The organism is Microscilla marina ATCC 23134, assembly GCF_000169175.1.
Lineage (GTDB): Bacteria > Bacteroidota > Bacteroidia > Cytophagales > Microscillaceae > Microscilla > Microscilla marina.
Map to the genome: position 1 here is coordinate 42,211 of NZ_AAWS01000031.1, position 23,999 is coordinate 66,209.

The 23,999-nt window shown below is 42.2% G+C and carries 19 protein-coding genes and 1 pseudogene; 12 read left to right on the top strand and 8 right to left on the bottom strand.

The genetic code is table 11. From position 1 onward, the window contains the following. Window positions 1-16 precede the first annotated feature (16 nt). On the top strand, window positions 17-2,095 hold the full coding sequence (locus M23134_RS24040) for a SpoIIE family protein phosphatase (protein ID WP_002700432.1): 2,079 nt from the start codon (window positions 17-19) through the stop codon (window positions 2,093-2,095). 211 nt (window positions 2,096-2,306) lie between these two features. Here M23134_RS24040 and M23134_RS24045 read toward each other — a convergent pair whose 3' ends face one another. Genes M23134_RS24045 through M23134_RS24060 form a run of 4 tightly spaced genes read right to left on the bottom strand, consistent with a single transcriptional unit; the run spans window position 2,307 to window position 4,800 of the window. Next, window positions 2,307-3,629 carry a leucine-rich repeat domain-containing protein gene (locus tag M23134_RS24045; RefSeq protein WP_002700433.1) on the bottom strand — a complete coding sequence of 441 codons (1,323 nt, stop codon included), beginning with the start codon at window positions 3,627-3,629 and terminating at the stop codon, window positions 2,307-2,309. Window positions 3,630-3,653: 24 nt separating this feature from the next. Beyond that, window positions 3,654-3,902 carry a hypothetical protein gene (locus M23134_RS24050; RefSeq protein ID WP_002700434.1) on the bottom strand — a complete coding sequence of 83 codons (249 nt, stop codon included), beginning with the start codon at window positions 3,900-3,902 and terminating at the stop codon, window positions 3,654-3,656. Between the two features lie 3 nt (window positions 3,903-3,905). Then, complete coding sequence (locus M23134_RS24055; protein ID WP_045114236.1) at window positions 3,906-4,379, bottom strand: protein phosphatase 2C domain-containing protein; 474 nt, start codon at window positions 4,377-4,379, stop codon at window positions 3,906-3,908. Window positions 4,380-4,383: 4 nt separating this feature from the next. Further along, window positions 4,384-4,800: a hypothetical protein gene (locus M23134_RS24060; RefSeq protein ID WP_002700436.1), complete on the bottom strand. Its 417-nt coding sequence runs from the start codon at window positions 4,798-4,800 to the stop codon at window positions 4,384-4,386. Window positions 4,801-4,879: 79 nt separating this feature from the next. Here M23134_RS24060 and M23134_RS24065 point away from each other — a divergent pair, with 79 nt between their 5' ends. Further along, complete coding sequence (locus tag M23134_RS24065; RefSeq protein ID WP_002700437.1) at window positions 4,880-7,135, top strand: T9SS type A sorting domain-containing protein; 2,256 nt, start codon at window positions 4,880-4,882, stop codon at window positions 7,133-7,135. A 137-nt stretch (window positions 7,136-7,272) separates the two neighbouring features. After that, window positions 7,273-7,716: an NUDIX hydrolase gene (locus M23134_RS24070; protein WP_002700438.1), complete on the top strand. Its 444-nt coding sequence runs from the start codon at window positions 7,273-7,275 to the stop codon at window positions 7,714-7,716. Between the two features lie 58 nt (window positions 7,717-7,774). Here M23134_RS24070 and M23134_RS24075 read toward each other — a convergent pair whose 3' ends face one another. Continuing rightward, window positions 7,775-8,557, bottom strand: a complete 783-nt coding sequence (locus M23134_RS24075; protein ID WP_002700439.1) for a metallophosphoesterase family protein — start codon at window positions 8,555-8,557, stop codon at window positions 7,775-7,777. A gap of 416 nt (window positions 8,558-8,973) precedes the next feature. Between M23134_RS24075 and M23134_RS24080 the strand changes: the two genes are divergently transcribed. The 7 genes and pseudogenes from M23134_RS24080 to M23134_RS38825 all read left to right on the top strand — a co-directional run bounded on the left by M23134_RS24080 (window position 8,974) and on the right by M23134_RS38825 (window position 17,318). Beyond that, window positions 8,974-9,816 (top strand): hypothetical protein, encoded by an 843-nt coding sequence (locus M23134_RS24080; protein ID WP_002700440.1) that lies wholly within the window; start codon window positions 8,974-8,976, stop codon window positions 9,814-9,816. A 335-nt stretch (window positions 9,817-10,151) separates the two neighbouring features. Further along, window positions 10,152-11,408: pseudogene (locus M23134_RS42230) on the top strand (DUF5690 family protein). Window positions 11,409-11,595: 187 nt separating this feature from the next. Beyond that, on the top strand, window positions 11,596-12,438 hold the full coding sequence (locus M23134_RS24090; protein ID WP_002700444.1) for a DUF7477 domain-containing protein: 843 nt from the start codon (window positions 11,596-11,598) through the stop codon (window positions 12,436-12,438). A 64-nt stretch (window positions 12,439-12,502) separates the two neighbouring features. Next, window positions 12,503-13,408 carry a leucine-rich repeat domain-containing protein gene (locus M23134_RS38815; RefSeq protein ID WP_002700446.1) on the top strand — a complete coding sequence of 302 codons (906 nt, stop codon included), beginning with the start codon at window positions 12,503-12,505 and terminating at the stop codon, window positions 13,406-13,408. 269 nt (window positions 13,409-13,677) lie between these two features. Further along, window positions 13,678-13,893, top strand: coding sequence for a hypothetical protein (locus M23134_RS24100; RefSeq protein ID WP_075164069.1), 216 nt, complete (start codon window positions 13,678-13,680; stop codon window positions 13,891-13,893). 582 nt (window positions 13,894-14,475) lie between these two features. Continuing rightward, complete coding sequence (locus M23134_RS38820; RefSeq protein ID WP_002700449.1) at window positions 14,476-15,102, top strand: RTX toxins and related Ca2+-binding protein; 627 nt, start codon at window positions 14,476-14,478, stop codon at window positions 15,100-15,102. After that, complete coding sequence (locus M23134_RS38825) at window positions 15,000-17,318, top strand: Ig-like domain-containing protein (protein ID WP_075164070.1); 2,319 nt, start codon at window positions 15,000-15,002, stop codon at window positions 17,316-17,318. The genes M23134_RS38820 and M23134_RS38825 overlap by 103 nt, the downstream gene beginning before the upstream one ends. 123 nt (window positions 17,319-17,441) lie before the next feature. Here M23134_RS38825 and M23134_RS24110 read toward each other — a convergent pair whose 3' ends face one another. Next, the gene (locus M23134_RS24110) at window positions 17,442-19,070 is read right to left on the bottom strand and encodes an acyl-CoA carboxylase subunit beta (protein WP_002700453.1); all 1,629 of its coding nucleotides are present in this window, start codon (window positions 19,068-19,070) and stop codon (window positions 17,442-17,444) included. A 704-nt stretch (window positions 19,071-19,774) separates the two neighbouring features. Between M23134_RS24110 and M23134_RS24115 the strand changes: the two genes are divergently transcribed. Both M23134_RS24115 and M23134_RS24120 read left to right on the top strand, forming a co-directional pair. Next, entirely contained in the window at window positions 19,775-20,851 is a 1,077-nt protein-coding gene (locus M23134_RS24115; RefSeq protein WP_045114237.1) for a T9SS type A sorting domain-containing protein, read from the top strand. 129 nt (window positions 20,852-20,980) lie between these two features. Further along, the gene (locus M23134_RS24120; RefSeq protein WP_002700457.1) at window positions 20,981-21,370 is read left to right on the top strand and encodes a hypothetical protein; all 390 of its coding nucleotides are present in this window, start codon (window positions 20,981-20,983) and stop codon (window positions 21,368-21,370) included. A gap of 88 nt (window positions 21,371-21,458) precedes the next feature. Here the strand turns inward: M23134_RS24120 and M23134_RS24125 are convergent, their stop codons facing one another. Then, window positions 21,459-22,598, bottom strand: coding sequence for an AI-2E family transporter (locus M23134_RS24125; RefSeq protein WP_002700461.1), 1,140 nt, complete (start codon window positions 22,596-22,598; stop codon window positions 21,459-21,461). A gap of 101 nt (window positions 22,599-22,699) precedes the next feature. Further along, complete coding sequence (locus M23134_RS24130; RefSeq protein WP_002700462.1) at window positions 22,700-23,800, bottom strand: leucine-rich repeat domain-containing protein; 1,101 nt, start codon at window positions 23,798-23,800, stop codon at window positions 22,700-22,702. Window positions 23,801-23,999 lie beyond the last annotated feature (199 nt).

Below are 23,999 nucleotides of genomic sequence, written 5' to 3' on the forward strand. Positions count from 1 at the left end.
AGCTGAATAATAGAATATGTATAAAAAGTACACACTGTTTTTTTTAATGTGCCTGGTAGGTAGTTTGTTGCATTTGCCCAACACACTGTGTGCCCAGGTGTCTACCAGTTGGCAAGATGTAAAGCTAAGTGGTCAAGGGAAAATAGTGATTTATTATAACCCAATCACCCATTTTATTGTCAAAAACAGCGCAGGCAAAATGGAAGGCATAGAGTACGAACTCATGCAAGAGTTTGTGAGGTTTACCGAGAAAAATTATGGGGTAAAATTAAAAGTTGAATACCGGTATTTTGAAAGTTTTGCCCCGTTGTTTGATTCCATTTTGGTTGCCCCCAATGGGAGTTTTGCTGTTTCGTCTATGTCTATTACCCCACGTCGTCTTCGACAACTCAAGTGCAGCCCACCTTATATGCCCGATACTGAAATTATTATCAATAGCCAAAACGTACCCATAGTGAAAGACTCAGCTGAGTTTGTGCGTCGTTTTAACGGGATGGTAGCGCTTGTAATACGAAATACCACCTATGAGTACAACATGAAAAAACTCAAGGAAACACTACTGCCAAACCTTAGAATAGAGTATGTAAAAGAAACCAAGGAGATAAAAAAGCGAATGAATAATGAGCCCAATATTATGGCTTATACTCAAGTAGCCCGTTACCTGGCTTTCAGGCAAGGCGGTTTTTTGATGAATCGGCAAAAGCTTTTTCAAATAAAAAAAGTTGGACGTGGGGTGTTTTTTCCTAAAACGAGCGATTGGGACGAACCTGTGCAGGTGTTTTTCAACGATCCTTCTTTCAAACCCTTCATCAACAAGGTGATTAGAAAGTATTTGGGTACCAATGAGCAAGATATTTTCTGGAAACTGTCAAATCAGAACAACCCCAATCAACAGGAAATGGCATTGCTCAACAAAGAAAAAGAGTTACAGTTTTTGGAATTGCGTCGTCAGAAAAACGAGATAATTGCCCACAACAGCATGCGCAATTACCTCATTGCCGGGTTTATCATTGCTATTGTTATTGCCCTTACTTTTTACTATCGTTTTCACATTAAAAAACAAACCGCAGAAATACTCAAACAAAAGAATAAAGAAATTTCGGAGCAAAGAGGGCAGCTCGAAAAGCAAACTGGTGCCCTGAAGTATATTGCCGAAGAGCTGGAAAATCAACGCGATACTATTGAAGATAAGAATAAGTTATTGGTGCACCACAATAAAAAAATAACCGATAGTATCCGGTCTGCCAAAGCTATTCAAAAAGCCATTTTACCCTTAGAAGACAAGCTGGAAGCCAATTTTAGTGAACATTTTGTTTTTTATAAACCCAAAGACATTGTTTCAGGTGATTTTTATTGGTTGAGCGATGTAAATATTGACGACAAGCACGAGAGAGGGCAACAAAAAACATTGAAATATAGTGCACCTTCGGCTATACCTTTTGACCCTTTGTCAGGGTACAACTTGTCAGAAGAACAAGCAGGCGAAAATGCAAAGTATACCTTTATTGCAGTGGTAGATTGTACCGGACACGGAGTGCCAGGTGCTTTTATGAGCATGATTGGCTTTGCGTACCTGAACCAAATTGTTAATGAAAACCATATACTGGATCCTGCCGAGGTTTTACAGACGCTGCACGTAGAAATTCATAACAGTTTGAAACAAGCCGAAACCAACAACGATGAAGGAATGGATGTTTGTTTGTGTAGGGTAGAGGCTTTGCCCAATGGCGAATACGAAGTAAAGTTTGCCGGAGCCAAGCGCCCACTATTTTATATCACCAACGGAGCATTATACGAAATAAGAGGCAATGCTGCCTCAATTGGTGGTTGGCAAAGGCAAATGCAGAAGAATTTTAAAACCAAAACCATTCGTTTGGCAAAAGGAGACATATTGTATTTGAGCAGTGATGGTTTTATAGATACCCCCAACCCCGAACGAAAAAACTTTGGAACCCCCCAGCTCAAAGAGTTGATCAAAGACAATAGCCGCTTGCCCCTAAAACAGCAGGCAGAGGCATTGAAAGAAGCCCTCAAAGCTCACCAACGTGATGCCGACCAACGCGATGACATTACATTGTTAGGCATCAAGTTTTAACCTGTTCAAAGGAATCTATTTGTATTAGAGCTTGTTTAAATTTTCGCGTTTAGTGTGATTTTCGATGAGTTTTGTGCTCAGATGCGTTAAATTTTGAAGAACCGATGGCTAGAGCTATGCTCTGCCGAGCTCTGCGAAGCTAAATTTAGCAATATATGAGTGCAAAAATCGCGTAAAACGCCTTTTAGGTGAATTTTAAACAAGCCCTTACCTAAAACTTTACCTCACAATGAGGCAAAAGCTTCCTGGCTTTTTCAATCTCACTTTGTGCCATAGGGTTACCTGTAAGTTGCAAGGATTTTAGTTTGCTTAACTGCTTTATTTCTAATGGCAAGGTAGCAAGTTGGTTGTTCTCTAAACTTAGTGTCGACAAATGGCTTAAGTGCCCTATTTCTATTGGCAAACTTGTCAACTGGTTATTGCTTAGCATAAACCTTTGTAAAGCAGTAAGCTGACCTACAGTAGGTGGTATGTTTGTTAACTTATTTTGGTATACCCACAAGTTTTCTAAACAGTTGAGTTGCCCAATTTCTGGTGGAAGTTTAGTTAATAAATTTTGCCCTAAATTCAACTGTTTGAGTTGGGTTAACTGTCCAATTTCTGCAGGTAACTCCTTCAACTCATTATAGCTTAACTCAAGCTTTTGTAAATGCTTGAGATATTTGATTTCTATAGGTAATTGTTGCAAATAGTTGTAGTCTAAAAATAGTTCTGTCAGACTTTTTAATTTGCAAATTGTTGGTGGCAACTGTTCCAATGTGTTGCCCCCCAGACTCAAATGTTTAAGACTAGTTAATTGTTCTATGTTAGCAGGCAATACATTCATGTTGTTTCCGCTTAATACTAGTTTTTGTAAAGCAGTTAACTGCCCAATAGCCATAGGAAGCTGGGATAGTTGGTTGTGTTGTAAATTCAACTGTTGTAAGTTTACGAGGTTTTCTGTCATTTTAGATAACTCACTTAGTTGATTGTAGCTAAGGTTAAGCTTTATTAGTGAGGTGAGTTTCCCTATTGTTGAGGGTAACCTGAACAAGTCATTGTTATGTACCTCTAATACTTTCAATTGAGTTAAGTTGCCCACTGATCCGGGTAGTTGAGTTAAGTAATTATAACCTAATATAAGCTCTTCTAACCCTGTTAATTGTTCGACGATCGGGGGTAATTGAGCCAGCTCATTTCCCTGTAGATCAAGCTTTTTCAATTGCTTTAACTGCCTTATTTTCTGAGAGAGGTGTTCAATGTTATTATTGCTTAGGTCTAGTTGTTGTAATGTGACCAGTTGGGTAACTTCATCGGGGAGTCTATCGAGGTTTTTATCCGATAAATCGCAAGCGATAAGAGTTTGACAGTAAAGTACCTCTAGGTTGTTTTTTAGACACGATAATATATGGTTTTCTCGAAGTTCTTTAGTTACCTCTTCACCATATTCTACACCACAACATAGTTGTATCGCCAAGGCGATATTTGCTTCATCCCCTGAGTTCAATAGTTGTAATATTTTAGCATCTTGTTGCCTTAACGTAGGTTTGGTCATCGGATAAAGTTCTTTATTGGCCATTTACCTTAGCAAAACCCTCACCACTGCTACATCATCTTGCAAATCTGCCTGGTATTGTTTGCGTAGTTGGGCAATCACTTGATCGAGGGCATGCTTGTTTTGTGTATCAATTGCATTTACCATTACTTCTGCAATTGCAGAGGGGGCTGCTGATTCGTTGCCAAATTCAATGGCAAGCAAGCCATCAGTGGCAATGCCAAGGTTGTGTATTTGGGCAAATGTCCATACTTGCGAATGATGGGCAAACACGCTTCAAAACTTGATTGATATGATAGCCCAGGTAATCGGGCTGGTGTTTTGATCGAGTATCTTCACCTCATCATTGATCACTACTATGCCATCGCCAATGCCCACAATCCACACCGTTTTTTGTTGATGATCAGTCACTGCCAACAGTAATGTGCTCATGGTCTCGTCTTGGCTCAAAAACAACTCACTTCTTGCTTGTTTAAACTCCGCAAACAATTGTCTGAGCACTTCTTGACCTATTTGAGCCACATCATTGAGTTGAGAGAACTCAGGTTGATACGTCAGTGTAGTACACACCTTGCGCAATAATTTGGCAATGAGGGTGGCGGCAAAAAACGAGGTTTTACCCATCGTACTACCGTCCATTACAGCTGTCAGCAGATAGCGTTGCCCCAAGGTGTGCGTAAATAAAAAATCTTCGCAAAATAACGGGTGTGTATAGCCTCGCTGCAAAGTTGTGAATAGTTGGAAGGGCATATATTTAAATAAATTGAATGACCGATTGCATCCCTAACTCGCCGCCTCCCAGCACCAATACATAATGATCCGAAAAATCGCGGTCTGATAACCAATTGTGCAACGAAAATTTATCAGGAAAATAACCCGCTTGGGGGTTTTGTGCCAAAGCCCGTACGATGGTTTTGCCATGAAAAGTGACCGATTCGGGAGCGTATTGAGCAATTACTTCTCCCAATTCCTTATGCGTACTTTCGTCATTGCTCAAGTCGGCAATAAGCAATGCCTTGGGCTTAGCCTGTACGTTGGCGAAAGCCTGAAGACTAGCTTTTACCTGGGCGACCTCTTGAAATGAATCATCGAACAAAATCGTATGGGTATCTTGAGTAATTATCTGCCCTTGAGCAGAAATAATTCGTTGTTTTATAAAATCTACACTCATTATAAACTTATTTAGTGGTCACTGGTTGATTAAGGCGTCTTTAAAAGTAGTTGCAAAAGTACATAAAATTAAAAATCTCATGTCATTCAAACGAATCATATATTTTATTGGGGCAGTCGTTGCCTTAGGGTTACACACAAACGAAGCAACTGCCCAGTTCTTCTTTAGCCGTCGTGAAATGCCCATTGTGCAAAACAATACGGGAAGTACGTATACCAATGCCTGGGCGGGGGGCATTAACTCAGCACAGTATAATACCATGAAGCTCAACAATGACGCACTGGAAGACCTGGTAATCTTTGACCGAACCAACAACAAAATTTCCACTTTTATTGGCGTAGAAACCAATGGTCAAAAAAGTTATACTTATGCCCCCGAGTACGAAAGTTTTTTTCCGGAGTTGTCGTTTTGGATGCTGTTGCGTGACTATGATGGAGACGGCAAAAAAGATATTTTTGCCTACAGCCGACGGGGGGGCATTTTGGCGTACCGTAACGTAAGCATTGCTTCTCAACCTCCTCAGTGGGAGCTTACCACCGACCTTATCCGCACCGAAGGTTTTACTCCCAACCTAAACCTTGCTGTACCAGCTACCGACATCCCATCTATTGTAGACATAGACAATGATGGTGACCTGGACATCATTACATTTGATTTTTTGGGGGGATTGATTGAATTGCACCAAAACCAAAGCATCGAGCAAAGTGGCAATGCTTCACAACTGGTATACAAACGGGTAGATCGTTGCTGGGGCGGAGTGCAAGAGGGCGCTACTTGTGGGGTGTTTAGCTTTGGGGCTACCTGCGACAATGGGCGAAGAACCCAAAGCAATGCTGGCAAACGGGTAAATCACGTAGGATCAGCCCTATTGGTAAGCGACTTGAACGGCGATGGAGTACACGATGCCCTCATTAGCGATATTAGTTGTACCAAAGGTTATCGTATGTTGAACCAAGGCACCAGTGTAGCAGCGGCTTTTACCCAGTTTGATGTAGGTTTTCCGGCAAGCAAACCCATTGATTTACCTCTCTTTCCAGCTTTTTTTCTTGCCGATGTTGATTTTGACGGGGCAAAAGATTTGTTGGTATCGCCCAACTTATTTGGCAACGAAGACAATCGGGTAAACTTTGCCCAGTCGTCGTGGTGGTACAAAAATACGGGCAGTAATGCCGCTCCCTTGTATGACTTTCGTCAAACCGATTTTATGCAAAACACGATGCTCGACTTGGGCGAAAATGCTTTTCCGGCGGTGGTAGACTATGACGGTGATGGTGACCTTGATTTAATAGTGGGCAATGCCGGACAACCACAGGGCAACGGAGATTTTTATGCCACGCTGCACCTTTACGAAAATACAGGGAACGCCCAAGTACCTGCTTTTAAGCTCAAAGATACCGATTATTTGCAGTTGTCGGCGCTCAAGGTGAGTCGTCTGCAGCCTGTAGTGCAAGACTTTAATCAGGACGGGGTGAGTGACTTGGGGCTTACCTGGACTAAAGATAGTAAAGTATTGTTTCAGTATTTGCCCAATATTGCCACTAATGGCCAGGCGGTGAGTTTTGACCTGTCGCAGGCAATTAAATATGACTTGCCCCTTTCGGGGAGTGACCAACCCTTGTTGTTGGATGTAGACAAGGACGCTGATTTTGATTTATTGGTGGGCAAAGGCAATGGACAATTAGAGTATTACCTCAATCAGGGGAATAATCTTTCGCCTGATTTTCAGTTGCAAACGACTACCCTAGGAGGCGTAGCAGGCAGCAGTAGCACCCGTAATTTGCGTTTGACAGTGGCCGATTTTGACGCAGATGGGAAGCCCGATTTGCTCACGGGCGATAATTCGGGTAAACTGAATATATATGCGGGCTTTTTGGAGCAACTCAACAATGCCACCTGGACTCCTGCCACTGACTTGATACTCAATGAATTATCGCGCGAGTATGCACCTTATCGTTTTGGTATTATGGTAACTCCGGTAGCGGCTGACTTAAATAATGACCAAAACCCTGATATACTGGTAGGAACCAACGGGGGGGGAGTGTTTTATGTTCGAAACGATGAAACCAGCCAGCCACCTCCACCTGTGTCTGGCAGCGGGCAAACGGTGTTGATTTTCCCTAACCCGGCAAAAGGCATTGTCAATATTTTATCGACAGAAGATGCTACCGTAACGGTACAAAATACCTTGGGGCAGGTATTGGTGAGTAGTTTTGCCACTACTTCCAACATTGCCAAATCTTTTGATGTGTCGGGTTTGGCTTCAGGCGTGTATTTGTTTAAAATTGTAGGCACTACTACCGGGCAGACAACGGTGCACAAGGTGGTAGTAAATTAGGAAAATCTACATCGTTGAAGCATTGGAAGGCTGATAAACTTGTATAAAATTAGCTGAAAGGCAGCACTCAAATCCCGAAGAAACTCTGGAGTGGAGGGATAACGTGCCAATCACAATCAAAAAAAAACATAGATACAATGACGCCTAAGATTAGAGTAAAAGCTTTTGGTATCTTCAAGCACAAAGCGCAGTTTTTATTTTCTAAACATTATGACACCACCCAACAAGGTTATTTTGTAAGACCCCTGGGCGGTTCGGTAGAGTTTCAAGAACACAGCCAAGACGCTTTGGTAAGAGAGATACAAGAAGAAATTGACGCAACCATCACTCAGCCTGAGTTGCTACAGGTAGTAGAAGATTTTTTTGAACACCGGGGCAGGGCTTACCATGACATCGTTTTTTTGTATCAGGCACACTTTGTCGACGAAATATTGTATCAACAGCCCCGCATCAACTGTCAGGAGTTGGATGGAACAGTTTTTCAGGCGTATTGGTTGAGCCTGGACAAAATTAAAGAGAAACAATATCGGATAGTACCCAAAGGGCTTGAAGACATACTGACCAAGCTGACTGCTGGGTAAATAAAAATAAATGAGTTCAAATCAAGTGCAGTTCGCAACACTGCACTTGATAAGTGTCCTAAAAAAAGCTTTTGACATTTTCTGCGTTTTCCTGGCTCATCAATTCCATAGAGTCAAGGTCAAGGCAACACAAACGCCCCAGTTCTGTGCTCCCTGCCTGAGCAAACACACAGCCATTGTCGAGAGGAATCAGTGGCTTGTTTTTTCCAATCTGATGCTTGATGTTATAAATGCTGGTGGGAGTATGCCCAAATACAATTTTACGGTTTTTAAACTTATCGAATGTAGCTTTAAGAGCAGGTTCTTTAGGCTCGTTTTGCTGGTACATCATCCAATGTATCTCTATGTTTCTAATCCAAATCATACTATATAAGTCCTGAAAAGGATTGCGGCGCTTAAAGTTAAAACCAGCGTGTACCAGATAAAAGTCGTCCAGTTCATAATAATAGGGCAGCGACTGGAAAAAATCCCAATAAGCAGTAATTACCTGACCGTTTTTATCCAATAAATTTTGGGTATTGTTTTCACTCAATATGCGTTGTAATGCTTCGGGTGATTCTACCTGGTAGTCATCCAAAAACATTTGTTCGTGATTGCCTCTTAATGGGAAAATTTGAAACCCTTTGTCTTCCAGCTCAAACACGTAGTCGAGCACTGCGGCACTGTCAGGGCCTCGATCGATAAAATCACCCAGAAAAAACAAATAATCGTCTTTAGTCAATTTTATCTGCTTTTCTATCAGCTTCTTAAGGGTGCGATAACATCCGTGTACATCACCTATTACCAACCTTCTGCCTTGGGGTTTAGTGGTGACCTTGACTTGTATATTTTCTTCATTCATTGTAATGCCTTATTAATGTAGGTGCCAAGTTAAGAAAGAGTGACTCAATAATAAAATGGTGTGGGATATGCCTGAATTTTTGTGGTAAAAACACCGTGTTTAGAGTCTCAAACTATTTTTTACGAGCATAGTTTTTTTAAGGTTTATGTTTCAACCATTCCTTAGTAAAATGTAAAAAATAAAGCAGTCCAGAAGAACAGTATCTGTAGGTCAGGTTATTTTTGTAGTTTTACTTAAATACTTGACTATTTTTTATTTAAACTTAAACCCAAAATATAGTCCTATTGTTGTGTATAGCAAGTATTTTTTGTGGAAACCTTCCGCTTTCTACTGTATGGCATCCCTTTGTTAGGGGTGATCAACGTTTGGTCAGGATTTTGCAGGCTATACAAGCCTCAATCATGAGGTAAGGACAGATGAAAATATTTTCGAGAAATTTATTGAAGTGGAAGTTGGTTTATCAATCACTTCCTTTTGCCGTAGGCATATTACTTATCAAAATCGGGCTGGTTTATTTCTTTAACATCAATGGCTTTTTTGAAATACAAGAAATGCGGCTGGTGTTTACGTCAGGGGTTTTTCTGATTGGTTTTATGCTTGCCGGAACCTTGGCTGACTACAAAGAAAGCGAAAGAATACCTGGGGAAATTGCTACCGCGCTGGAAACCATAGAAGAAACCAGTGTAGCCCTCGCCATCAAGACCAATACCAGTATCAAATCGGTGCGTTGGCAAGTACTGGAAATGAGTCAAATGATTTATGAATGGTTATATCGTAAACACTCTGAGCAGGACGTACATCAAACCCTGACCGAGTATAACCAAACCATTCATGCCTTAGAAGCCGCCGGAGGCGCACCCCCCATCATTGGACGTTTGCTTATCAGGTTGGGCGATTTACGCCAATTGGTTACCCGCACCAACGTCATTTCTAAAACTGGTTTTTTGAGCACAGGATATGCCCTGCTAGAGCTGTTAATAGTCATTGTGAGTGTTTTACTGCTATTGCTGCATTTTCAGAGTACTGTGTCAGAAATTGCCATCATACTAGTGATAGAACTCATCTATGTATACATGTACAAGCTTATTGTAGACATAGACGATCCGTTTGAGTATGAAGAGGGCAAAGCTCAGGGAGCTGCTGAAGTGACACTTTTCCCCATCGAAAACTACATTAACCGCCTTAACCAACGCCTGGAAGCTGAAGAACCCCAAAGGGCAAGAAAAACAGTGAGCCAAGGTTCAGGGGTGGGTACTTAAGCTGGAGCCTTACAGAGGCAAGCTTTGAGCGACAAGCCACAGGCAACTATGGAATTTGTAATGCATTGATTTTTAATAGTTTATCAAATTGATAGATACAGTACAGCTTCAAGGCATAAGCGACAGGTTGCGAGCTTAAGGCTGCCCGGCGAACCACTCATAAGTTTATAAACTACTTATTTTAATGCCCCATTCTTTTAGCAGACTTGCCCCAATAAATTTGGGGCTATCCACCCTTTCTGCTATCTTAACCCCACCAAACCGCAAACCTCCCAAACAGAATGACTATCTTTAACAAAAGCTTACAGCAACGTTTGAGCACTGCCGAACCCTTCATGCTCAACATATTTATCGTAGCGGCGGTGTTTAGTACCTATTTTTGTGCTTATGGCTTTCGTAAACCCTTTACGGCTGGTTCTTTTGACCTAAATTTTACCCTTCCCCTCATCAAAGTAACTTTAAGCTACAAAATACTATTGGTAGTAGTACAAACCCTGGGCTATGCCACCGCCAAATTTGCCGGAATCAAGCTGATTGCCGAAGCCAAAAAAAACAACTTGTCATTGGTGCGTTCTATAGTAGCTTTGCTTACCATCGCTGGGCTTAGTTGGGTACTTTGGGCGATCACCCCACCGCCTTATAACCTGGTTTTTATTTTTATCAATGGTTTTCCACTGGGGCTTATCTGGGGGCTGGTGCTCAGCTTTATCGAGGGGCGCAAGTATACCGAGTTGTTTGGTACCGGATTGAGCGCCAGCTTTATATTTGCTGCGGCCTTTAGTCAGCAATTAGGACAAGCAGTACTCAATCAAGGAGTTTCGGAGTATTGGATGCCCCTGTATGTCAGTGGTATTTACTTTGTGCCCATGTTGATAGTTGCCTGGCTATTGGGGCACACCCCACCCCCCAATGCCGAAGATGTACGCTTACGCAAAGAGCGGCAACCAATGGACAGCACCCAACGCAAAAGTTTTATGCGTGTATAGGGTGGGGGTATTTTCTTCTTGATTATTGTATACATGTTGCTCAATGCCTTTAGAGAAACCCGCAGCGGTTTTGCCAAAGAAATATGGGCAAGTATAGGCTATCAAGGAGATTTATCGGTGTTTAGCCAATCCGAAATAATAGTAAGTATCCTTATTTTGATATTGTTAAGTCTGTTGGTTTTTGTGCGCAAAAATGCCCAGGCTTTCTACATCACCCTTATAGGGGTGGGCGTAGGTTCGGCATTGGTAGGCTTGAGCTCTTTTTTGTATGCCCAAGGAGTCATTACTGGGTTTGTGTGGATGATTTTGTTGGGGTTGGGCACCTATATGGGTTACATACCTCTGGGTTCTTTTTTATTCGACCGTTTGCTGGCTGCTACCAATTCGGTGGGCACCGTAGGTTTTCTCATTTACATGCTCGACGCTTTTGCCTACATTGCCAGTATATCAGTGATGTTGTACAAAAACCTCTCGTTTGCCCAAGTCAACTGGTTACAGTTTATGCAAAAGTTTGGGTACTTGCTTGCCATAGTCAATGTAATAATGTTGGTTTTTGCCGGGTGGATTTTCAAGCAAAAAATTGACAAAGCCAATCCTAAAAGTTAACTTTTGAGCAGATAAGTTGGGGAGTCGATAATCCACTCCTGTTTTCTTAAGTCTTGAGTTGCAGCTTTTTGCTTAAAGCACCGATATGCATCGGCATCTAAGGACTTGAGGCGGTAGAAACTACCAACTACGGACTCCCGACTCCTGACTATTTTACCTATAAATTTAACTTTTAAAACTTATTATTATGGTACCTTTAAAAATATCAGAACAAACCCTGGTGATAGAAGAAAACTGGGATCGCTGCGAGCGTGAAATAGAGCGTAGGTGGCAAGAGGGCTTTTACATTACCGACTTTGATTACGGTGATGGCGTTTATCACGTAGTAATGAGTGCTGGCACAGGTTGGAGCGAGCAATACATTGAGTCGGGCAGTGATTTTCCTGAGCGTAAAATAGAAGAAGCCTGGGACGAAGGATATGTAGTGACTAATATTGCCATTGACGACGAAGAGTGGATTTTGGTGTGCACCGCAGGTGTGCGAGGCATGGGAGGGCAAAGTTGGCAGGGTACCCAACACTTCGACGATTTTGAAGACTCTTTTCATGAGGCTTTGCACCAAGGGCTTACGATGACCAAAATGGCTTACGATGATGAAGATGGCCTTTATATAGCCATGCTTGCCGAAAACCTGGGTTGGGAGCAACAACTGTCGTATTGGGAAGAAATAGAAGCTGATATGTACCTGGGAGGCGAGCGTCGCCGGGGCTACCAGCGTCAATATCGTAAACCCCGCAATGCTTCACACAGTCATTTTAGCGAACGCTTTGACAGGATGGGCAAAAACTGGGATCCTAACAACCGACAGGTAGAGCTGGAAGAAGAGGCAATGGTGACCGATATTATAGACCACGATGGAAATTATTTCTTTGTCGAGTCGTTCGACACCCCTTATCGTGAGCAGTGTATTCACCGTCGTGAACACTGGGATGATATAGACATGGTTGTACAAGAGCGCTGGAGTGAAGGTTTTTTTATCACTACTGCCGCTTACATCTACGATGGTTGGGTGTTGGTGTTCTCGCGTTAATCATTAAAAAAATGCCAAGCGCCTGCCTTAGGTTCAACTGGGCAGGTGTTTTATTTAAACATGTATGCATAGTAATCAAGCGGAGCAAGAAGCGTTGAACAAAAAGTTTTTGCAATTGTTGCAATCGTTCGATGAAGCCAATGTACAACTTGCTTTTACAATAGCCCAAGGCTACCCAAAACAACCCACCAGCCAAAGCCTGCACTACCAGCACTACCTGAAAACCTACCTGGAACTATACCAGTGTTTTTGCAACAAAAACGTAAAATACCTCCAGCCCAAGCACGTTGTCAGACTCAATCAAATGGAAGTGCTTAAGTCAAGACGAAAAGAGTTAACCGTTATTCCTGCGTCGGTGGGTTTTTTGGCTCATGTGATGGGGCTCGATATGGCACGCAACCGCATTGCTTATCTGCCTGCTACCATAGGGCAAATGAAAAACCTGCGCACCATCAACTTACGCAACAACCAACTGACTACTTTGCCTCCTGAGTTTGGACAGTTGCAACAGCTCGAAGAACTACGCTTGTACAACAATCAATTAACCCAACTGCCCCATACCATAGGAAAACTGCAGCACTTGAAAGAATGCTGGTTGTATGGTAACCAACTCAAAGACCTGCCTCAGTGCATTGTGCAACTCAAAAAACTGACTGGAATGAACCTTGGAGGCAATCGGTTTACTTATTTTCCATCAGTCATTACCCAACTCAAGCAATTAGAAAAGTTAAGCTTTTATGGTAACCAATTGACCGAAGTATCTGAAGATATTGGGCAATTGAGTCGGCTCAATTACCTTGATCTGGGCAACAATCAGCTGACAAGCTTACCGTCTGGGTTTGGGCGTTTATCCCAACTAAAAATATTGAGTCTTTATGGCAATCATTTTACTACATTGCCGATAGCCATCCCCCAGCTTTCTCAACTAGAAGATTTAAACCTGAGTAGAAATCAACTTAGTAATGGTTGAAAAATAAGGTATCCATTTGGAGATAGAGATTTACCACTGAGGCGAGGCATTTTTTGCGTTCGTAGCAGCGCTACGAGCAATAACCGATGGCTACAGCTTTGCTGTGCCGAGCTCTGCCAAAGGCTAAAAATAACGAAGTATCAGTAGTAAAGGTCATTTCCTAAATCGAAAGCTTACAGTCCCGATGAATCGGGGATTATTTTTTGTCCATTACTTACTGCTTTGCCTGCTGCCATAGGGCAAATGAAGCAATTGCATACGCGCTTAAGTTGGGTCACAATTGTTTGACCGATTTGCCCCCCGAATTTGCCCAATTAGACAATCTACGTGATTTGTATTTGGGTAAAAACGCTTTTAATCGCTTGCCAAAAGTACTTAAACAGTTAAAAAAACTTCAAGTGTTGCGTTTGGGTGGGCAAAAGTATACAAGTGAAGATAAGGAAGCATTGAAAGCCGCATTACCCGATTGCTTTGTGCAGGAATAACCAACTGAAAAAATAAAAAATCACTTAAAAATACCGTCACCGCCTCAGCGAGTGTCCCCACACGCTGATCGAATCGCCAAAATTTGGATACTGAAAGATGTTTTAGGGATAAAAAAATAGTAGCCTGACGGCTATGGTGTCTTCACCAATTGATAAATCCCGTTGTACGGGGCGATCGAAACCCTAAAATAAACCGTTTTTTAAGCTTGTGGATGAGATGATTTAGCTTTGCTGAGCACCGACATTCATCGGTATCTAAGGACTCGTAAACTCGGTTGTGAAGACACAAATCAGGGCGAAAAATAGTAGGGTAGAGTAGTTTTTTGTGTAGTTTCATGTATTTTAATTGAAACGGGAAATAATATGTAAGTTATTGTAAATAAGATGTTTAAGTGATTTTGTGAAACTATTTTTCCTTTGAAACTTAAAAATCAGTATTTAATATTAGTGAAGCAAATCAGAAGAATTTTAGAGAATAAAATGTAAAACAAGAAGATGTATTTGACTGGGGTAATAGGATTGCCTATTGCATAAAAGAGCCAACAAGTATATTTTATAACATCAACCAAAACATAATTTATAATGAAATTATTTCAACGTTTTATCCTTTGGCAGGTATGTAGCCTGCTATTATTTATTTTGGGTATATCGTCTGTTAGTGTAGCGCAAAATACCCCTCAAGTGATTGATATTTATACTGGGTTCAATAACTCCAGCAACCCTTCGGAGTTAACTGCCATTGGCGACAAACTCATCTTTAATGCCACTACTTCGGGGGCAGGCAAAGAGCCTCACTTAAGCGATGGTACTGTAACGGGCACCTCTCTTGTGCAAGATGTTTTTCCGGGTACAAATAGCTCCGATTCCAGGGACTTTACGGAGTTTAAAATAGGTGGAACCACCTATGTCTATTATTTTGCCAATGATGGCACTCAATCAGGAGCTTTGTATCGCACCAATATGGCAACCGGCACCACTGAGTTGGTGGTAAATGTAAATCCACCAGGGAGCATCAGCAGTTCTCCAGGAGCTGGTAGCGGCAAATTTTTGGTCAATGTAAATGGTACCTTGTTTTTTGCTGGGCAAGACCCAAAAGGGAGGCAAGAATGTTTAAAAGTGATGGTACTGCCGCAGGAACCGTATTGGTTAAAGACATCAACGCTACTTCTCTGGGTTTTTTCACCATGCCTTCAAACCCCGAAAACCTGACCAACATTAACGGCAAGTTATTTTTTACGGCGGATGCTGATTTTGACGGGGGAGGAACCGCTGTAAACCGTGAGCTGTGGGTGAGCGATGGTACTGAAGCTGGTACCTATATGGTCAAAGACATTCACCCAACTGGAAGTTCCCACCCTAGTAATTTAATAATGAAAGATGGATTTTGTTATTTCTTTGCCAACGATGGCACCAGTACTTCATTGTGGTTTAGCAACGGTACTCCTGCAGGCACTCAAAAAGTACAGTTTCCGGCAGGTACCACAGTAGACCCTACGGCTGGTTTGACATTGGCAGGCAATCAATTATTTTTTGCTGCTACCGATGCTACAAGAGGTACTGAACTCTGGTATAGCAATGGAAGCGTAGCAAACCCTATAGATATATACCCAGGGGCAAACAGTTCTAACCCTCAAAACTTTACTCAAGTAGGAGGTGATTGTTACTTTACTGCTGTAGGCGAAGGCAAAGGTGTCGAGCTTTGGCGAAGCAATGGCACAAGCGCCTCTTTGGTCAAAGACATTCAACCTGGGTTCTTTGGCTCAAACCCCAGTAATCTCACTTCAGTAAAAGCTTCGCTAAACGGCAGTACTGTTAACCTTTTATACTTTACGGCTTTTACGGTCACCAATGGAGTTGAACTGTGGAAAAGTGATGGTACAACTTCGGGCACTTTGTTGGTAAATGACCTAAATCCTAGCGCAGCCTCGAACGCATCTAGAATTTCGCGCATTACAGCAGTACCTTTAGCTACCAATCAAGACCGTGTTTTCTTCTCGGCTTACAATGGAGATGCAAATGTAGGAACAGAATTGTGGCATACCATTGCCAATGCTACCCATCCACCCAATCCACCGGTTCCTGTACCCACTCCTGTGAGGTGTGGGGTGGGTACCCTGGTTTTGCAAGTAGAAGGAGCCACAGTTGGGCAAAAATACCGTTGGTATGCTTCTGCCGACGCTACCAGTTTTGTGAAACAATCTATAGACCATAATGACCAATCTTTTATCACCCCTTTACTAAACGCCAGTCAGAGCTTTTATGTAAGTACAGTAAGTACTGACGGCGTATGGGAAAGCGACCGGGTAGAAGTAACCGCTCAGGTAGTGACCTCACTGCCTTCACCGATTGTGAATCACCGTCAAATATGTGGTACAGGTCAATTAGGGCTGACTGCCTCTTCTGATGCACCCATAGCCGTGCAATACCGTTGGTATGATGCACCTAACGGAGGGGTTTTATTACAACAAAGCACCAACGCTGAATATGTGGTAGAGGTATCGGGTAGTACTACTTATTATGTGAGTGTTTATAGCGAAACCTGTGGTTTTGAAAGCACACGCACTGCTTTGATGATTACTTATTCGCCTTTAACGGGAGGCATCATAGGTGGAGGTCAAGAGGTACAAATTGGAGGGATTCCTGCTTCCATCACATCGGAGGAAGAAGCAGGAGGAGGTTTTGGGTACATTCGCTACCAGTGGCAAAGTTCAGAAAACGGCATAGATTGGCGATTGATTGCAGGCGAAGGCAACGGCGATTATCAGCCAGGTGCTTTGACTACTACTACCTACTTCCGTCGTTTGGCGTCTTCTGTCGAGTGTGGACAAACTGTGTCTAACGTGGTGAAGGTAGAGGTTGTTCCACCTTTAAATACCCCTACTTTTGAGGGACAACTCGCTGCAGTTGATACTGTGTGGGCGGTGAAACTAGCCTGGCAAAACAATGATGACCGAACCGAAGGTTTTTACCTGGAAAAAGGAGATGGAGTAAATTTTACCCCGTTGGCTACACTTACTGCTAATGAGAATAGTTACATTGATTATGGCAGCATTTTAGGCAACAAGGCTTATTATCGCTTGCGCGCTTTCAAGGGCAGTGTGACTTCGGAGTATGTAGAGATCAGGATTGCGCCTGATCCTGAGCCATTGCCAGGCGGAGCCGGAGCAGAGGCAGGAGAAAACACTTTGGTATACCCTAACCCAGTGGGCGAAATAGCCAACATTAAGCTAGATATGCCCGAAAGCGGCCACGGTGAAATGATATTACGAAGCAATGAAGGGAGGGCAGTATTGCGGTCTTCATTTAATAAAACCTCAGAAGATGAAGCTTTTACTTTACAACTTCAGTCTATCAAACCAGGTATTTACTGGCTTGAAATTATGATTGAGGGCAAGCGGGTAGTAAAAAGAATCATTAAAAACTGATGTTACACAGCCGTATGAAAGTATGGACTGATTAAAAAACAACAAAGCCACTCAATTGCTGAGTGGCTTTGTTGTTTGAATTATTGTAAGAAGCGAGTCTTTTTGTTTAGAGCAACATGAGTATTAGGTCTGGATAACGCCCACGTTATAGCGTTGTGTAATGGGTGCGTGATTTGCCGCCTCAATGCCTTGAGAAATTACCTTGCGGGTGTCAAGTGGATCGATGATGGCGTCTACCCAAAGCCTTGCCGCCGAATAATAAGGCGACATTTGATTGTTATATCTATCGGTGATTTTGTTCAATAGGTTTTCCTCTTCTTCCTGAGAAATTTCCTCACCTTTGGCTTTCTTAGAGGCTGTTTGAATCTGCAACAAGGTTTTAGCGGCAGCTTGTCCACTCATTACGGCGATTTTAGCCGTAGGCCAGGCTATCATCAAGCGTGGGTCGTAAGCTTTGCCACACATGGCATAGTTACCTGCCCCATAAGAGTTGCCTAGCACAATGGTAAATTTAGGTACGACCGAATTGGCCATTGCACTGACCATTTTAGCGCCATCTTTGATGATACCGCCGTGTTCGGAACGACTCCCTACCATAAACCCGGTAACATCTTGCAAAAACACCAATGGAATTTTTTGTTGGTTGCAAGTCATAATAAAACGGGCTGCCTTATCAGCCGAGTCAGAGTAAATAACCCCACCCATTTGCATTTCGCCTTTTTTAGACTTGACTATTTTGCGTTGGTTTGCCACAATGCCTACCGCCCAGCCATCTATACGCGCCCTGCCGCATACAATTGACTTGCCGTAGTTTTCTTTGTATTGGTCAAACTCCGAATTATCTACCAGGCGACTGATAATGTCTACCATGTCGTAAGGTTTGGTGCGATCGGCAGGCAACATTCCATAAATTTCTTCCTGCTTGAGTTGAGGTAGTTGCGGCTCGGCACGGTTAAAGCCCGCTTTTTCGTTGTCTCCCAACTTGTCAAAAGTACGTCTGATAGCATCCAGGCAAGACTGATCGTCAGGGAATTTATTATCTGTTACCCCCGAAATTTCGCTGTGAGTAGTAGCGCCTCCCAAGGTTTCGGCATCTACATCTTCGCCTATAGAAGACTTGACCAGGTAAGGACCCGCCAGAAAAATAGAACCTGTTCCTTCTACAATCATTGCCTCGTCTGACATAATGGGTAAGTAAGCTCCACCCGCCACGCAACTACCCATAATGGCCGATACCTGCACTATGCCCATTGCCGACATTTGAGCATTGTTGCGAAACATACGCCCAAAGTGTTCTTTGTCGGCAAATACATCGGCCTGAAGAGGAAGAAAAATTCCGGCACTGTCTACCAAATATATAATAGGCAACCTGTTTTCTATGGCAACTTCTTGAGCTCTCAGGTTCTTTTTTGCCGTAATAGGAAACCACGCCCCTGATTTTACAGTAGCGTCATTGGCTACAATTACACACTGTTTACCACTTACACGACCAATTCCCATGACCACCCCACCAGAAGGACACCCACCGTATTCGGTGTACATGTCATATCCGGTAAAAGCGCCTATTTCCAGAAACTCAGACCCTTCGTCGGTCAGGTAGGCTATGCGTTCGCGGGCAGTAAGCTTGCCCTTGGCATGTTGTTTGGCAATTCTTTTTTCGCCTCCTCCCATAGCTACCTCTTTCAGGCGGGATTTGAGCAAAAATACTTGTTGTTTGAGGTGATCTTCGTTTTTGGCAAATTCTAAATTCATAGGTCTGTTTTGGTATGCATATAATGAAAGTGCAAATAAAAAGAATTATACTCTATTGACAAAAAGATGGGCATGAATGAAATGATTTTATATAGCTGGGGGTAAAAAAAGTAAGTCGGCTTATTTCGCAGTGGAAGAGTTTAGTAATAGTTTTATAAAGCATGAAAGGTAGTAGTCAAGATAAAATTTGTTGATAGTGAGCAAACTTGACGTGAAATTTTTTTGCAGAATATTTTTTCAGTTAAATATTACACGTTGAGACTTAACATAATTAGGTGTTATAAGCTGTAATAACTTATAAAGTGTAGAATGCGTTATGAAAATAACTTGTATATGATTATCAAATTCATTACAAACAGGTATTTTCTTACTTATTTCTATGATATCGTATGATGCAAATACCTTAGGAATGGTGAGAAATTAAATGACCATTCCTAAGGTAGAGGTTTTGTTTTGAGACGAGGCTATTTTTTACGCCCATAACAGCGCTACGGGCAAAAACCGATGGCTACAGCTATGCTGTGCCGAGCTCTGCCAAAGGCTAAAAATAACGAAGTATCAAGGCGAAAAATCACCTATCAGAGTGAATATTTATTTTTGAACAATTCCTTAGAGCCCAGTATACTGGTTTATTACGTCTTGATTTTTTACTTATGAAATTTTTCGACCTGTTTTTTATAATTTTTCTACTTTCAAACCATTGGGTGCCGTCTTACTCCCAATCTTGCAATGCTTCAGTATCGGGTTTGCAAAACTGGAGTGCTTTGAGTTGGAGCTGTTCTGGTGGAGGTACTGCTCCTGTTGTTGATGGAAACACTTATGCAGAAGATGTAACCATTAATAGCCTAGGCTCTGGCGATATATTGACAGCCAATGTAAGCGTAGTGATAGATGGTAACCTCAACATTAATGCTAGTGGAGGAGATCCTGCTTTTACAGTACCTGCCGGGGTTACTCTTCAGGTGACTGGAAACCTCAATAGTGACAATAACAATGTACTGTATACTATAGAAGGAACCTTGATTGTAGATGGTACTTTTACAGTAAAAAACGGTAATCAGTTTGCTGGCAGTGGTGCTCTGCAAGGAGGAACATTGATTGTAAAAAATAATAATGAATGTGCAGGCACTTGCCCAACCATTACTTTTGCCAGTTGCTGCGAAAACGCAGGGACAGATTGTTACCCACCAGGTTCACCCTCTCAGTTTTGCACCAACAATAGCCCCAGTGGGCTACCTGTAGAGTTATTATTTTTTGAAGCAAAAGTTCACCAGGCAAGTGTTTGGTTAAAGTGGGCAACTATTCAAGAAAGCAACAATCAACATTTTATAGTACAGTATAGCCAGGATTTATTTAATTGGCACAACATAGATACCCTACCAGGGCAAGGCAACCATGTGGGCTTATGGCATTACAGCGTTGCCGATACACCCCGTGTCAACGGGCAGATGTATTACCGTTTACAACAACAAGATATTGATGGCGCGATGGCTTATTCACCAGTAGTCGGAGTTTGGTTACGTGCCAATGTTATTCAACCAAAGGTATACCCCAACCCTGCTGTTGACTACCTTCAGGTACAGCTCAGCGAAGCTTTGGGCAACGTACGTATCTATTTGATGAGTACGTTGGGAGTAGTAAAATGTCAGCAAACTGTCTCGACAGACAACGCTGGTTTTTTGCTTGTAAGAATAAATCTGATAAATTTTTCTCCAGGAGTTTATGTATTAAGGGTTGTCACAAAACAGCAGACATTCCAGCAGAAGGTTGTAGTGAAATAGTTGATTTTCAATACTAAAGTTTGTAACTTTCCGATTGTTTATTATATATCTTTATAGAAAATACCATTGAGGTTAGTACAAAGTACTTTTTTCAGGCTTACCTTAATGAATCCCACAAAGTTAAAAATCATGCAAAGTTCAGACATTAATGCCACGCCTAAAAATACCATAGGTCGCCTGGCAAAAGATTGCTATCTTGCGGCTGCTTGCCAGCACGTAGGAGCCTCTGCCGAGGTATATGAGCATTTGACCATTATGAAAAATTTTCAGGAAGAACACCTGCCCAATGATAAAATAGGGCTGTTGTACCTGAAAACATACGATAAAGCCGCCCCCCAAATTGTGGAAAACATCAATGCCCACCCATCACAAAGCGCCATTTATGCCTTTATTTATCAAGTAATAGAGCAATGTGTAGATGCCATCAGAAAAGGTGCATTTGACGCTGCACATAGAGTATTGGTAAATATGATGCACAACATTCAGCTACGCTATGGCGTAGCCGAAAACATCATTTGATTTTTGCCAGAAGATTATAAAAAAACCGTGGGTTATTATCAATTCTGATAATAACCCACGGTTTTTTTATGCCGCAGCAATGTTTAGGTCATTCTTTGGGGCGAGGTGTGGGTATGAGCGGGGTTTCTGGGTGATTATCAGACTTGGCTAAAAAACGGCTGTAATAAGACCAAATCAGAAAGGTCATAGGCAAAGCAATGATCAATCCCAACAACCCAAGCAGTTTGCCCCATATAGACAACGAAAGCAGCATGACTGCCGGGTTTAGCCCAATGGCATCCCCCATTATCTTGGGAGTGAGCAGGGCATCTTGAATGAGTTGAACAATGGCAAAAATAGCTAATACCAACAGCATCATGATCCAGAAATTTTCTCCAGTGTCGAGCGAGTGTACCAGGGCAAACAGAGCGGCTGGGATAAACGCAATGTTTTGTAAGTAAGGCACCAGGTTGAGCAAGCCCACAAACAACCCAAAAACCACCGCCATTGGTAAATCTATGATACTAAAGCCAATCGCAAATAATATTCCTACCAAAGACGCAATCACGGTTTGTGCTCTGAAGTAACTTCCCATGGCTTTTTTAAAGTTTGTAGATACATCTTTGATAGTATGATGGTACTGTTCAGGCAACAAGTCAGTCCACTGAACCATAATTTTGTTGTAATCAAGTAAAATAAACACCAGGTAAAGCAGAATAATGGCAAGCCCCATAATACTAAGCAGTAAGTGCAATACATTGTTGAACAAACCAATGACATTGGGCAACACTTTTTTGGCGGCATCAATAGCCATATTGGCAAACTTATCGGTGTGAAAAAAATCACTGTTGAGCAGTGTGTTGACTTCTTTCCAAACGCTGGGAGGGATGTACTCCTGGGCTTTCATGTCAAGCTGAGGATCTTGAGCAAGGCCTTTGACTATTTCTGCCATGTGGCTGATATCTTTGGTAACGAGTGGGATCAAAATCAGCGCAAGCCCAGTGAGTAACCCAAATACTACTATCAGGCTAAGCAAAACTGAGATGACCCGGTTTCTTATCCGAACTTTTTCTTGCAGAAAAATTACCAAAGGATTGATGAGATACGCCAGCAATGCTGCAATGGCAAAAGGAATCAATATATCGCTTAAGTATTGTAGTGCTTTAAAGAACCCCCAAATTACGGCCACCCAGATGGCAGTTCTTATAACTCGGTCTATTGTAAAAGGTTTATTGCTAATAAGCGACATGTGTGTATGGATTAATTTTGTTTTATTTGTTTTTAAAATTAGTTATTACAGTATACTATACCAAACCGGAGGCAAACAATGAGGGAGGTTTGTCCAAAAAACTAATGAATGGCGGTGTTGGGCAATTGCTGGGCAAGCAGCAGTTTTGTTTCGGTAGGTATTGGATTGCCCAACAGGGTGATACGTTTGAGTTGCTGGAGGTTGCCCATATCTTGGGGCAACTCCCGTAGTTGATTAGACTGTACCAATAAGTGCTCAAGTTGGGGCAATTGTGTCAGGCTGGCAGGCAGTTGTTCTATAGAGTTATCGCCCAGGTCTAGCCGACGAAGTTTTTGCAAATGGCCAATGGTTTCGGGCAGTTGCTTAAGCTTGTTTTCGCCCAGGTCTAGCAATGTAAGTTGGGTAAGTGTTCCAATGCTTTCGGGTAGTTGCTCAATGTTGTTGTAGTTGAGGTGCAACTCTTCCAGTTGGTGGAGTTGGGTAAGTGCCTCTGGAAAACCGACCAGCATGTTGTTCGATAATTTCAGCTTTTTCAGATGTTTTAGTTGCCCTAACTGATCACTTACGCGGTGTATTCGGTTACGGCTCAGGTTGAGTTCTTCTATGCTGTGCCATCCCTCTATTACGTCTGTAACCACCCTCAATTGATTGGCCGATAAATCCAACACTTTTAGTTGATTCAGTTGCTCTGCCTCACTGGGCAAGTGGTGCAAGTAGTTGTTGTTGAGGTAAAGCGTCTCTAGCTTTTTGAGGGCTCCAATGCCCTCAATAGTGCCCAAGTGGTTGAAATGGGCGTATAAATGCTTAAGTTGGTCTAATTGCCCAATGCCTTGCAAGTTAGTGAGCAAGTTGCTGTCTATGTGTAGGCGGTTGAGCTGCTTTAGTGTAGTAACCTCTGTTCCTAAGTGTTTCAAACGATTGTTATGCATTTTGAGTACTTTGAGCTGTGCCAGGTGACAAAGTGCCCTGGGTGGCTCTTGGAGTTCAAGCGAATGAATGTTGAGGTCGCGTACAAAAAACAAAGGATCGATGAATTCGGCTTCCAGGCAGAGGTATTTTTTAAAAGTGGTATCAACAAGGTAGGGCAAAAAACCAAAAGGCACCTGCATGCCTTGGGCAAGTTGTACGCCTAGTCTTTGGTTACTTTCTTCGTCGTTGGTCAATAGTTGGCGCAAGTTTTCCAGCTCAGGGGTTAAGTTCATAAGGCAACAATCAAAAAAAGAATAGTTTGTGAGTAGGTAGCAAGACCATCGCCCAAACCTATATATTATTCGAGCAATCAAAAAACTAAAATTATAAAAAGATCATAAAACAAGCGAAAACACCAAAACTATTTCAGCCATAAGGTGGGCGCTCACATTGGTTTTGTTAACAAAAAATCCCTTGCATAAAAAAACCTGT